The organism is Ruegeria sp. AE3 (assembly GCF_056542225.1).
Map to the genome: position 1 here is coordinate 112,591 of NZ_JBQFZL010000008.1, position 13,053 is coordinate 125,643.

Consider the following 13,053-nt stretch of genomic DNA (forward strand, 5'->3'; position numbering starts at 1 on the left):
TGAGTAGGAATAAACCCGCAATCACAAAAACACTACTTGAGCGCTACGTTTTCAGGTTGGTGGGTAAGCGTAAAAAAGATAGGTGCCGGATTGGGGGGCTGATGCCGTCAATTCTTGCAATACGTCGGGTCAGTGCTTACCGTCTGTTTCCTAAAAATGGGTTACCCCAGAACAGCCAAACATCAGTTCAGCTATCGATAAGGCCAGGTTATGGAGCCCACATTATTTTCTTTTATTTGGAAGTATTCAAAAAAACAGCAACTTGTCCTGTTGCTGCTAACGGTCCTGTCCTTCCCTTTTCTATATGCATCGCTGGAGCTGCCTAAACAAATCATCAATGACGCTATTGGTGCGCCGGGCGACACGGTGACAGTCTGGGGCATCACAGTGTCTCAAGTTCAGTATCTGATGATACTGTGCTTTCTATTTCTGGCCACTGTGATCGCCAGTGGTTTGATGAAGATGCGCATCAATACGATGAAAGGCATCTTGTCCGAACGTATGCTGCGCCGTCTTCGCTATACCCTGATTCAACGCTCGATGCGGTTCCCAAAGTCCTATTTCGCGACCACCAGCCAAGGAGAGCTGGTCTCGATGATCACATCCGAGGCCGAGCCGATGGGCGGCTTGATGGGGGATGCGATTGCGCAACCGGTGTTTCAGTTCGGCCAAATGATGACAATCGTCACCTTTCTGTTCATGCAAAGCCTCTGGTTTGGTCTGGCAAGCATCGCGCTGATCCCGCTTCAGGCCTGGTTGATCCCCAAGTTGCAACGCCAGATCAATTTGCTGAACAAGGACCGTATTCAGGAGGTTCGGCGCCTGAGCTCGGAAATCGGGGAAAGCGCGGCGGGCATCAGCGACCTGCGCACGAATGGCGGCTGGCGGTATCGTCTGGCACAGTTCAGCCATAGGCTGGGAACCTTGTTCGAGATCCGGTTCAAGATCTACAAAAAGAAATTCTTTATGAAGTTCCTGAACAATCTGATCACTCAGATGACGCCTTTTTTGTTTTATTCGGTGGGCGGATACCTGGCGATCACGGGCGAGGTGACAGTAGGTGCATTGGTTGCCGCGTTGGGCGCGTACAAAGACCTTAGCGGGCCCTGGAAAGACCTTCTGACCTACTACAACCAGGTACAGGATATGTCCCTGCGATGGGAAGTGGTTACTGAAAGATTTGCCCCGGACAACATGATTCCCGAAGAGCTGTTCATCGGTGAGCCGGAAACCATTCCGCATCTGACCGGTGATATCGAATTGCGCAATGTGACCGTACGCGATGGCGATGGCAAAACCATTCTAGAGGATATTGATCTGACTATCCCACGTGGCGCGCGTGTGGCGATTCAATCCACCCATGCGTCGGAACGCAGTGCATTGGGCCAGTTGCTGACCCGCGAGGTTCTGCCTGTTCAGGGCGATGTGATCATAGCTGGCCACAGGCTGGACGAATTGCACCAATCAGTTATCGCGGCCCGGATCGGTTATGCCTATTCACGCCCGTATCTGTTTGACGGGACTTTGGGCGATAACCTCATGATGTCATTGCGCACCCATCCACAGCACGAGGCAGATGCCATAAGAACCCCGTCCCGTCGTCAGATCGAGTCTGTTCGGGCCGGTAACCCACCAGACTCGCTGGAAGATGAGTGGATCGATCCGGGACTGGCCGGTCTGGACGATATTGATGGAATACGTGATTGGTGGTTCCAACTGGTGGAAGCCATGGGGATTGACGAGTTCATGTTCCGGCGCACTCTGCGCACCCAGTTTGATCCAGAGATACACCCGATACTGGCACAGGAAATAGTCAGGCTGAGAGACTCCATCGCTGAACGGTTGAAGGCAAAAGGACTGGATCGGTATGTTTATCGGTTCGATCCCAACCAGTTCAACCCGGCTGTCCCGCTTGGGGGAAACCTGTTGTTCGCGGCACCGTCGCGCGACATCTCTCCAGACATTCTGGCTGGCGACGCGCGGTTTGTACAATTGCTCAGCACCCATGATCTTGCAGATGACGCGATCAGCATATCGAATGCCGTCATGGATACTCTTGGCAAGACATTTGGGCGGGATGGGGCTGACCATCCCCTGTTTCTGCGGCTTGGCATGTCCAAGGACATGTATCATCGGCTGCTTGACATCCAGGACCGGCGCAAAGCCAAAGGGAATGCTGCGCTGAGCGATCAGGAGCGCGCCTTGCTACTGACAGTGCCTTTCCTTCTGACCGCAGAACAGATCGGTCCTGATTTCCCAGAGGAATACAAGGAAAAAATCCTTGCTATCCGCAAGACCCAGGCTGAACGGTTGCGTGGTGCAATGGACGGTTTGTTCATGTCTGTGGCGCCTGACATCTATGTGCCGCGCCTGACCGTGATGGAAAACGCGATCTATGGCCGGATATCTTTGATGGCAGGTGCCCATGCCGAAGATATCGAAGACATCGTTGCAGAGGCCATGAACGAAGCCGGTCTGCGCCGTCGAGCAGCGGCCATTATTTATGACCTTCCGTCCGGGCTGGGCGGCAACAACCTTCCAACCGTGTTTCAGGAGCGTGCCGCTTTTTCGCGCGCAGGCATCAAACGCCCCGACATTCTGATCCTGGACAAGGCGTTGGCCAGCCACGACTCGGAAAGCCGGTTGCGCACGCGCCTGAAACTGCGGGAGTTGCTGCCCGATTCCATCATGATTTTCATGGAGGATCATTTTGCGCACCCCGAAGCCTATGACTTGTTTGTAGAAATAAAGGATGGACGGATCGACGGCGTCTCGCGGAGCAGGCCAGCGCATGAGGACAGCACTTCGGACGATCTGAGCCGGAAACTCGAGATCCTGTCAGCAACGCAGCTGTTTTCTGGCTTGGATGGCAGAAACCAGCGGCTGCTGGCGTTTTCGGCGCAATGGTACGAGGCCAGCGCCGGACAAGTCATCTTTTCCCGCGGTCAGGCGCCGGATGCGGCCTATTTGTGCATTTCAGGACAGGCCAAACTGGATTGGTCCAACGAGGATGGAACGAAACGGACAATCTCGATCATAGAACCCGGACGGCTCATCGGCGACCTGTCCATCATTACAGGGGAACCACGGCAGCTGGATCTGGTCGCGACGGAAGATAGCAGCTTCTTGCGTATCGGCGCAGAAGAGCTGCGTGCCGTTGTTGAAAGCGATGCTTCGGTCGCTATGCAGTTGCTGCAGACGGTTGCAGGGTATCTGACGACGCTCTCGAACAGGATCAGCGTGGCCCAGAACGCCGAAGACATGTTTCCGCCCGTGACAGATGAAACGGCGCAGGAAGGTATTGGTAAGAATGCCTAGAGCGTATTCGGCTCATGCGCGTTTGGTCGAAACAGCCCGCGCCAGACCCGAACTCTGGCGTCTTTTGCTGGGGCTGGCATTGATCGCCGCGCTGGTCAGCGTTTTGAACCTGGTGTTTTTTACCGTGATCACGGGGTTGGGCCCAGCGAAGTGGGGTCAGGAACTTTTGCAAGGCAACACACCTTTGGCGCTGCTTCTGATGCTGGCCAGTTTCGGGTTCATCATTCTTGGCGTGGCAGTGGCCGCGCGTCAGCTTCAGCACCGATCTTTGCGATCAATTTTTGGCCAACGGGGTCTGGTTGCGGCCCAATTTCTGAAAGTGCTGAAAGCCCTGCTTATCTTGGGCGCCGTCGGTGTCTTGCTGCCGCCCTACGGCTTGGGGGAAGCTCTGTCAAAGAATCTGCCATTTTCAACTTGGCTCTTGTTGCTTCCGGTCTCGGTATTGGTTGTCCTGATTCAGACCAGCGCCGAAGAAGTTCTGTTTCGAGGGTACATTCAGCAAGCTCTTGCAGCCAGGTTTCAATCGCCCGTCATTTGGATGGGGGTTCCGTCTGTTTTGTTTGCCGCCGGCCACTACACACCGGAACTGGCAGGAGAAAATGCAATTCTGTTTGTGCTTTGGGCATTAATATTTGGGTTGTTTGCATCCGATCTCACAGCGCGATCAGGCACATTGGGGCCAGCTATCGCCTTGCATTTCTTCAATAACATCATCGCATTATTGTTCATTTCTTTGCCAGATAACTTGAGTGGGCTGGCGCTTTTCTCGCTTCCGTTCGATGCATCTGACGCCGAACGGCTTCGTCCCTGGCTGATGGTGGATTTGGCTGTGATGTTCGTATGCTGGCTGGCAGCGCGGCTTGCGCTCAGGCGTTGATTGCATTTCTTCCCGTGGCGTCTTATTTGACGTCAACACCGCACAAGCCAAGGTTCCGACATGAACTGGATCACAAACTACGTCCGCCCCCGGATCAACTCGATCTTCTCTCGCCGCGAAGTGCCCGAAAACCTCTGGCAGAAATGTGACGAGTGCGGAACGATGCTGTTTCATCGTGAACTTGCGGAAAATCAGAACGTCTGTACCCAATGTGACCATCACATGGCGATTACCCCACGCGAGCGATTCAATCACCTGTTCGACGGCGGTATTTTCACTGAGGTTGCAGTGCCAGCCCCCAAAGACGATCCCTTGCATTTCCGCGACCAGAAGAAATATCCCGAGCGTATGCGAGCGGCGCAGAAAAAGACCGGCGAAAAAGAGGCGATGCTGGTTGTCAAAGGAGAAATCGGGCGCACGCCTATCGTTGCAGCAGCGCAGGATTTTTCCTTCATGGGCGGATCAATGGGCATGTATGTGGGCAACGCGATCATCGCGGCCGCTCAAGAAGCGGTTAAGCTAAAGCGCCCACTGATCCTGTTCTCGGCAGCTGGTGGTGCGCGGATGCAGGAAGGCATACTCAGCCTGATGCAAATGCCGCGCACAACCGTAGCCGTCGAAATGCTGAAAGAAGCGAATTTGCCCTATATCGTTGTGCTGACCCATCCCACCACCGGTGGTGTGACGGCGTCATATGCGATGTTGGGCGATGTCCACATCTCTGAACCGAACGCGTTGATCTGCTTTGCCGGTCCCCGAGTTATCGAGCAGACGATTCGCGAAAAGTTGCCCGACGGCTTCCAGCGGGCCGAGTACCTGCTGGATCACGGGATGCTGGACCGTGTCACCAAACGTACCGAGATGCGCGACGAACTGATCACCATCACCCGGATGCTGATGAACCAACCGCCGGCGATCAAAGGTGATCTGCCAGCACCGATCCCGGATGAAACGGCCAAGGTCGCGCAGGCCGAAGAGACCGGAAAAAAATGAACACCAAGACATCTGACGCCATCCTCGACCGGATGATGGCGCTGCACCCCAAGATCATTGATTTGACCTTGGACCGCGTCTGGCGATTGCTGGCCGCTTTGGACAACCCGCAGCTCAAGCTGCCTCCAGTTATCCATATTGCCGGAACCAACGGTAAAGGCTCGACCCAGGCCATGATCCGGGCGGGCTTGGAAGGGGCAGGGCGTTCCGTTCATGCCTACACTTCGCCCCATCTAGCGCGATTTCACGAACGTATCCGGTTGGCGGGCGAACTGATTTCGGAACCCGGCCTGACCGCGGTTCTGGATGAGTGCTACGCGGCGAATGGCGGCGAGAACATCACGTATTTCGAGATCACAACCTGCGCCGCCTTGCTGGCCTTCTCTCGCTGCAAAGCAGATTACACTCTGCTCGAGGTCGGTCTGGGCGGACGGCTTGACGCGACAAATGTGATTGATGAACCGGCGGTGACAGTCATTACGCCGGTTTCAATCGATCATGAACAGTATCTGGGCGACACCCTGGGAAAGATTGCCGCCGAAAAGGCGGGCATTATCAAACCTGGTGTGCCATGCATCGTCGGCCCGCAAGAAGACGAGGCGCTGGAGGTGATCGAGTACACAGCCGCCCGGTTGGGCGCACCGCTGCTTGTACATGGCCAGCATTGGCACGTTCATGAAGAAAACGGGCGCTTGATCTATCAGGACGAAACCGGGCTGCGTGATCTGCCGCTACCCAACCTGCTGGGTGCACATCAGTTCCAGAATGCCGGTGCCGCCTTAGCGGTTCTGCGTCATCTTTCAATGGGTGATGCGGCCTACGAGGCTGCCGTATCCAATGCCGATTGGCCTGCGCGTATGCAACGTCTCAAAACCGGCCCGCTGACCGAGCAAGCCCCTCAGGTCGAACTGTGGCTGGATGGAGGGCATAACGCGGCCGCAGGTATCGCGCTGGCCGATGTGCTGGCGAAAATGCCGCAACGTCCCACACATTTAATCTGCGGTATGCTCAACACGAAAGACGTGACTGGGTATCTCGCGCCACTGTCCAGACAGGTTGCAAGTCTGACTGCCGTCTCCATACCGGGCGAGGCGGCCACGCTCAGCGCCGATGAAACCGCCGCCGCCGCCGCCAAAGTTGGCTTGCCCTCTTCGGTCGCTGCAAGCGTTTCGGATGCGTTGAAGGCAATCACGGATCAAGACCCACAGGCGCGTGTCCTGATCTGCGGCTCCCTTTATCTTGCCGGAAACATCCTGCGAGAAAACGGTTAAGCTTCATCTTTTCGCAAATACTCCGGGGGAGGAGTGCGCAGCGCGACGGGGGCAGAGCCCCCTACTTCCCCCAGTTCTGGTCCTGCATTTCCCGCAGGCGCGACGCAGTACGCTCAAACTCAAAGGTGCCTTCACCTTCGACATACAACATCTCGGGCTCTGCCGCAGCCGAGCAGATCAACCGAACTTTTGCCTCGTAGAGCGCATCAATCAGGATGACAAAGCGCTTGGCTTCGTTGAAGTTATTTCTCGACAGACGGGGGATGTCCTCAAGCACCAGCACTTTAATTGCTTCTGCGATAGCCAGATAGTCTGCCGGTCCCAGCATCCGGCCGCACAGGTCATAGAACGAAGCCCGTGCAACACCATTGCGAAATGCGGGCAGTTCGACAGCGCGGCCTTTGACCTGCAATATCAACGGATCGGCAGGACCGCCTGCAAGATCTTTCCAGACATCCCGTATTTTCTGCCGCGCTTCGGGCCCGATGGGTGTAAAATAGACCGGAGCACCCTCTAGTCTGTTCTGACGGTAATCCGTGGGCGATACCAGTTCCCATACCTGCAACTGGTCTTTGATATGGGCAATAAAAGGCAAGAATAATTGCCGGTTCAACCCATCCTTATACAGCTCGTCCGGATGCCTGTTCGACGTGGTCACAACAACAACGCCACCCTCGTGCAGCAGGTCAAACAAGCGGCCAACGATCATCGCATCCGTAATGTCAGTGATCTGCATCTCGTCGAAGGCCAGCAGGCGGACGGATTTCACAACCTCTCTCGCCACAGGTGCCAGAGCATCTTCGACGTTCTCTTTTCGGGCCTTGTGCATTCCGGCATGGATTTCCTGCATGAAGGCATGAAAGTGAACGCGCCGTGCGGGGACTTCACCCAGCGTGTCGACGAACATGTCCATCAGCATCGATTTACCACGTCCGACGCCGCCCCATAGGTACAGGCCTTTGGGCGTTGGCGGAGCCTTGCGGAAAAACCCTCGTTTTACCGGCTCGGCCAGTGCCGCGCGGATGCGATCAAACTGGGGCAAAACGGCTTCTTGAGCGTCGTCGCGCGTCAGAGTTCCATCCGCAACGCGGGCTTCGTAAAGCGAAATCAGATCCGTCATGACCCAGAGCCTTACCCGTGACCCAGCGCGTTGAAAAGATGCCATTTCCCTGACGTATCAAAATTGCTTATTCGTGACCGCAAATCTGTTGAATTGACGCGATCCGTAAATGCAGTACGGTCCGTCGGACCAAACTACCCGAGGTCGCTATGCCGCAATCCACCCGCATGTTGAACCCGATCCTGATCGTTGGATGCATCATCATAACGGTCAGTTTTGCCGTGCGCGCGTCTTTCGGCGTGTTTCAGATTCCGATTGCCAGCGAATTTGGCTGGCTGCGCACGGATTTCTCATTGGCGATCGCCATCCAGAATCTGGCTTGGGGCATCGGTCAACCGATCTTTGCAGCTATCGCTGAGAAAGCAGGAGACCGAAAGGCCATTGTCCTCGGTGCCTTGACCTATGCTGCCGGTCTGGTTCTGTCGGCCTGGTCCGTCACACCGCTTGGGCATCAGGTTTATGCGTGGCTGGTGGGGTTTGGCATTGCCGGAACCGGGTTCGGCGTGGTTTTGGCTGTGGTCGGTCGTGCGTCCTCTGATGAAAATCGGTCCATGTCGCTGGCCGTCGTTACAGCGGCGGGCAGTTTCGGACAGGTTTTGGGCGCGCCGGCAGCTGAGTGGTTGCTGTCATTCCTGCCCTGGCAACAGGTCTTCGTCGTGTTTGCGGCTGCGATTCTAGCGCTTGTATTGACCTTGCCCTTCATGCGGGCGCCTCAGCTAGGTTCAAAGGCAGCGTTGCAAGAAAGCATGGGCGAAATTCTGGGCAAGGCGTTCCGAGACCCCTCTTACGCTTTGATATTTATTGGATTTTTCAGCTGCGGTTACCAGCTGGGATTTATCACGGCTCACTTCCCCGCATTCGTGACCGAAATGTGCGGCCCGATCCAACCCGGCAGCGTGCTGCATTCCATCGGCATCACATCCACGTCCGCACTTGGCGCGGTATCGATTTCACTGATTGGTTTGGCCAATATCGCCGGGACCCTTTTGGCGGGCTGGGCTGGCAATCATTTTCCCAAGAAATATCTGCTGGCCTCGGTCTATGCCGGTCGGACGCTTGCTGCGGCGTTGTTCATCATTTTCCCGATAACGCCGTTGTCCGTTATTACATTCTCGCTGGTGATGGGGTCACTTTGGCTGGCCACCGTTCCGCTTACGTCGGGTCTTGTCGCGCACCTCTATGGTCTGCGTTACATGGGAACACTCTATGGCATAATCTTCTTCAGCCATCAGGTTGGCAGTTTCCTGGGCGTCTGGCTGGGGGGACGTATGTATGACCAATATGGTGACTATGCCCTTGTCTGGTGGATCGGTGTGGCAATAGGGGCTTTCAGCGCCATCGTTCATCTACCGATCCGAGAGAACCGTCTGGCAGTCCCTGCCTGAGGTGACGTTTCGCTCTCGACCTATGTGAGCGTGCCAGCGGTCATGCCGCGTGGGGTGTAAATCTAGCCGGCTCGGTCCGGAAACAATCCGGCAAGGCCTTCGGCAGAGGCGGCACAGACGCCACGCTCGGTGATAAGCCCGGTCACCAGCCGGTTTGGTGTGACATCAAAGGCAGGATTGCCACCCTCCGTACCGTTCGGGGTGACGCGAACATCGGCAATATCCCCTTGGCCGTCCACGCCCATGACATGGGTCACTTCTTTTGTATCACGTTCCTCGATCGGTATTTCCGACACTCCATCCCGAACCATCCAGTCAATCGTAGGTGAGGGCAGGGCGACAAAAAACGGAACCCCGTTGTCCCGCGCCGCCAAAGCCTTCAGGTAGGTGCCGATTTTATTGCAGACATCGCCTTGTGCCGTAGTCCGGTCTGTACCGGTGATGACCGCGTCAACCAAACCATGTTGCATCAGGTGACCGCCTGCATTGTCCACGATGTAACGATGGGGAATGCCGTGTTCACCAAGCTCCCAGGATGTCAGCGCCCCCTGATTACGCGGTCGGGTCTCATCCACCCAGACATGAAGCGGAATGCCCGCGTCATGCGCATGATACATTGGGCTTGTCGCCGTTCCCCAATCCACCGTTGCCAGCCATCCGGCGTTGCAATGCGTCAATAGCCGCACCGGTTCACCTGCAGGCTTTCGGGCTGCAATATCTTTGATCAGTTGCAGCCCATGGCGACCTATCGATGCATTGATCTCGACATCTTCGTCTGCAACTTCCTGTGCCAGTGCCCAGGCCCGTTCAGCGCGATCACTTGGGGCAAGTGGCATCAGCGCGTCGCGGCATCTGTCTAACGCCCATCGCAGGTTGATAGCCGTTGGCCGGGTCGCGTGCAATACGTCATATGCGGCGTCGAACGAAGCGTCAGAGCTGTCACGGGACATCTGTTCGGCAATTCCAAACGCGGCTGTTGCACCAATCAGTGGCGCACCCCTGACCCACATGTCGCGGATCGCTGTCGCAAATTCATCCAGCGTTTTCAGGGTAACCACCCGAAAGTCATGGGGCAGCCATCGCTGGTCGATAATCCGAACCTCACCTGCCGATTTGTCCCACCAAATTGACCGGTAATGAGCACCCTGTACTTTCATAATTTGGTCTCCGTTTGCGAATAGCCTGATCAGAAGTCTTTCGCAGCCTGCGTTCTTTCAGCGGGCTTGTAAACGGGCGTTTCTGGTTGCAGGCTCGCATTTTAGCTTGCTGGTGATTGCACTTACCCTCGGGTCGCAGCGCGAAGTTCCCGCTCTAACGCATCCAGAAACCTTGAACGATCTGCTTTGCTGAATGGTCGGCCGCCGCCTCCGGCCCCCAGCGGATTGGCGGCCCGCAGGTCAGCCATCAAATCACGCATTGCCAATTGCTGGCCTATGTTCGCTGCCGTAAAAGCTTCGCCGTTCGGGCGCAAAACTCGGGCACCCGCTGCGACGCATTTCGCGGCCAGAGGAATATCGGAGGTCACAACTACATCCCCTGCGCCACAGCGTTCTGCAATCCATTTGTCCGCTTCATCAGCACCTTCCGAGACCACGATGACCTGTACAAGCGGGTTTGCTGACGGTCGAAGACCGCCATTCGACACCAGTGCCATAGGCACCTTGTGTCGCGTAGCAACCCGTTCGGCCTCGGCCTTTACAGGGCAGGCATCGCCATCGACATAGAGCGTTGTCACGCCTTTTTGGCCTCTTTTTTCTCCGGTTCTGCAGGTTTCTTCCGCACCTTGAATTCCTCCGGGATCGGCATCCGGTTGAAAGCATCCAGCCCGGCGATCTTGTAAGCCTCGGCCAGAGTTGGATAGTTGAACGTGTTTTGAACGAAGTAATCGACAGTGCCCTTCAGGTTCAGCACCGCCTGAGCAATGTGGATCAGTTCGGTCGCACCTTCGCCCACAATCTGCACGCCCAAGACACGGCGGGTCTTCAGCGAAAACAGCATTTTCAGCATGCCGTGTTCCAAACCCATGATATGCCCGCGTGAGGTCTCGCGGAATCGGGCAACGCCGACCTCATAGGGTATGCCGCGCTCCTGAAGTTCTTCCTCTGACATGCCGCAGGTGGAAATTTCGGGAACAGAGTAGATGCCATAGGGGTACCATGGGCTTTCCGGCAGTGTAGGTGTCTCAAGCGCATGGCAGGCAGCCACGCGCCCTTGCTGCAGTGAAGTAGAAGCCAGCGAAGGGTGGCCGATCACATCACCGGTCGCATAGATATGCGGAACAGCGGTCTGATATGTCTTGCGGTCTACCTTGATCCGGTTGCGGTGATCGGTTTCCAGTCCGACAGAATCCAGATTGAGTTTCGATGTTGCGCCCATGCGCCCGGCGGCAAACAGCAGCATTTCCGCCCGCACGTGGCGCCCGTTTTCTAGGGTCACTTCGACGTGCTCGCCCGCATCTTCAATCTTTTCGACAGCCGATCCCAACCGCAGATCAACACCGTTTTCGCGGATTTGATGGGTGAAATCATGGATCAAGCGGCTATCGATGAAATCCAGAAACGTATCCCGCGGCTCGATCAGCGTAACCCGAACGTCCAGCGCCGAGAACATCGTGGCGTATTCGACGCCAATGACCCCGGCACCGATAACAACCAGTGAACGCGGAATTTCTGCCATTTCCAGAAATTCGTCGCCATCGACCACTGTCTTGCCGTTGAACGGAACGTAATCGGGGCGATAAGTCTTGGTTCCTGTCGCAATCAAAAACTTGGCGGCTGTTATTCGGGTAGTCTCGCCAGCATCAGTGGCGACTTCCACTTCGTGCGGTCCAATGAATCTTGCCAGACCGTTCAACGTATCGACATGGTTCCGGTTGAATTGATGTTCCAGCACGTCGACCTCGTGATCAAGGGTCATGTGCAGGCGGGCTTTGAGATCTTCGGCGCGGATCTGGTCCTTGACCCGATAGGAACGGCCATAAAAGCTGCGCTCGCGCCAGCCCGACAGATTCAGAACCGTTTCACGCAATGTCTTGGATGGGATAGTTCCGGTGTGAACGGATACTCCACCAAAACGGTCTTTGCGGTCGATCACCAGAACCCGTCGCTTGAGCTTGCCAGCCTGAATGGCAGCGGAACGCCCCGAAGGCCCGGATCCGATGATGACCAGATCATAGTCGTATTTGCTCATACCTCAGTCTCCGTACAGCGCTTCGGCGTGAAAAACGATGTGGTCTTCCATGAAGGTGGATACGAAGAAGTACGAATGGTCATACCCTGGCTGGAGGCGGAAGGTTGCTTGCTGGCGACGCTCAGCGATGGCTTGGGCAAGCGTTTCGGGGCGCAGCAGGTCCATGAACTGATCATTGCTGCCCGTATCGATCAGGACGGGACCGTCGAAACCGGTTTCTTTCATCAACAAGGAAGCATCGTGTTTGGCCCAAAGGGATTTATCATCCCCCAGATACGCGCCAAGCTGTTTGCGCCCCCAGTCTGCACCCGTCGGGTTCGAGATGGGCGCAAAGGCCGAAACCGAGCGGTACCGTCCCGGAAGGTTCATGGCCAGTGTCAATGCACCATGCCCGCCCATGGAATGACCGGAAATGGCCTGACGTTCGCTATCGATGGCAAAGTTCTCGAACAGCAAGGCGGGCAGTTCGTCGGCAATGTAATCCCACATCCTGAAATGCGGCGCCCAAGGCTCCTGCGTGGCGTTCACGTAGAACCCAGCGCCCTGGCCCAAATCGTAGTCGTCGTGATCCACAACACCTTCACCGCGTGGCGAAGTGTCGGGAAACACCACTGCAATGCCCAGTTCCGCAGCCCACGCCTGTGCGCCGGCTTTTGTCATCGCGTTTTCATGAGTGCAGGTCAGACCAGACAGATACCACAATATCGGAACCAGGCCATCTTTCGCCTCGGTCGGAAGAAAAAGGCCAAAGGTCATGTCGCATTGGCATGCCGACGAAGCATGGCGATACACGCCTTGCACTCCGCCGAAACAGGCATTTTCCGAAAGGGTTTCCATCAGGCATCGTCCTTATTCTAGAGTCGCAACATGGCTAACGATCCACGGACCCGGCGTAAAGTC

General features: G+C 56.0%; 10 protein-coding genes. 5 read left to right on the plus strand and 5 right to left on the minus strand.

What is annotated here, in order from left to right; all coding sequences use genetic code 11:
• The first annotated feature begins 210 nt into the window (after nt 1-210).
• Genes ACR0NZ_RS14765 through ACR0NZ_RS14780 form a run of 4 tightly spaced genes read left to right on the plus strand, consistent with a single transcriptional unit; the run spans nt 211 to nt 6,459 of the window.
• Nucleotides 211-3,318 carry an ABC transporter transmembrane domain-containing protein gene (locus ACR0NZ_RS14765; RefSeq protein WP_480519904.1) on the plus strand — a complete coding sequence of 1,036 codons (3,108 nt, stop codon included), beginning with the start codon at nt 211-213 and terminating at the stop codon, nt 3,316-3,318.
• Nucleotides 3,311-4,195 carry a CPBP family intramembrane glutamic endopeptidase gene (locus ACR0NZ_RS14770; protein ID WP_480519906.1) on the plus strand — a complete coding sequence of 295 codons (885 nt, stop codon included), beginning with the start codon at nt 3,311-3,313 and terminating at the stop codon, nt 4,193-4,195. The genes ACR0NZ_RS14765 and ACR0NZ_RS14770 overlap by 8 nt, the downstream gene beginning before the upstream one ends.
• Nucleotides 4,196-4,255: 60 nt before the next feature.
• Nucleotides 4,256-5,188 (plus strand): acetyl-CoA carboxylase, carboxyltransferase subunit beta, encoded by a 933-nt coding sequence (accD, locus tag ACR0NZ_RS14775; protein ID WP_480477200.1) that lies wholly within the window; start codon nt 4,256-4,258, stop codon nt 5,186-5,188.
• The gene (locus tag ACR0NZ_RS14780; protein WP_480519908.1) at nt 5,185-6,459 is read left to right on the plus strand and encodes a bifunctional folylpolyglutamate synthase/dihydrofolate synthase; all 1,275 of its coding nucleotides are present in this window, start codon (nt 5,185-5,187) and stop codon (nt 6,457-6,459) included. The genes accD and ACR0NZ_RS14780 overlap by 4 nt, the downstream gene beginning before the upstream one ends.
• Before the next feature lie 61 nt (nt 6,460-6,520).
• On the opposite strand, the gene zapE is transcribed toward ACR0NZ_RS14780, so the two are convergent.
• Nucleotides 6,521-7,579 (minus strand): cell division protein ZapE, encoded by a 1,059-nt coding sequence (gene zapE / locus ACR0NZ_RS14785; protein ID WP_480519910.1) that lies wholly within the window; start codon nt 7,577-7,579, stop codon nt 6,521-6,523.
• A gap of 149 nt (nt 7,580-7,728) precedes the next feature.
• Here zapE and ACR0NZ_RS14790 point away from each other — a divergent pair, with 149 nt between their 5' ends.
• Nucleotides 7,729-8,964, plus strand: a complete 1,236-nt coding sequence (locus ACR0NZ_RS14790) for an MFS transporter (RefSeq protein WP_480519912.1) — start codon at nt 7,729-7,731, stop codon at nt 8,962-8,964.
• Nucleotides 8,965-9,026: 62 nt separating this feature from the next.
• Here ACR0NZ_RS14790 and mtnA read toward each other — a convergent pair whose 3' ends face one another.
• From mtnA to fghA, 4 genes are all read right to left on the minus strand, one after another.
• Complete coding sequence (gene mtnA / locus ACR0NZ_RS14795; RefSeq protein WP_480494166.1) at nt 9,027-10,121, minus strand: S-methyl-5-thioribose-1-phosphate isomerase; 1,095 nt, start codon at nt 10,119-10,121, stop codon at nt 9,027-9,029.
• Between the two features lie 122 nt (nt 10,122-10,243).
• On the minus strand, nt 10,244-10,699 hold the full coding sequence (locus tag ACR0NZ_RS14800; RefSeq protein WP_480519914.1) for a YaiI/YqxD family protein: 456 nt from the start codon (nt 10,697-10,699) through the stop codon (nt 10,244-10,246).
• Nucleotides 10,696-12,153 (minus strand): Si-specific NAD(P)(+) transhydrogenase, encoded by a 1,458-nt coding sequence (gene sthA / locus ACR0NZ_RS14805; RefSeq protein WP_480519916.1) that lies wholly within the window; start codon nt 12,151-12,153, stop codon nt 10,696-10,698. The genes ACR0NZ_RS14800 and sthA overlap by 4 nt, the downstream gene beginning before the upstream one ends.
• A 3-nt stretch (nt 12,154-12,156) precedes the next feature.
• Nucleotides 12,157-12,990, minus strand: a complete 834-nt coding sequence (fghA, locus tag ACR0NZ_RS14810; protein ID WP_480519918.1) for an S-formylglutathione hydrolase — start codon at nt 12,988-12,990, stop codon at nt 12,157-12,159.
• Nucleotides 12,991-13,053 lie beyond the last annotated feature (63 nt).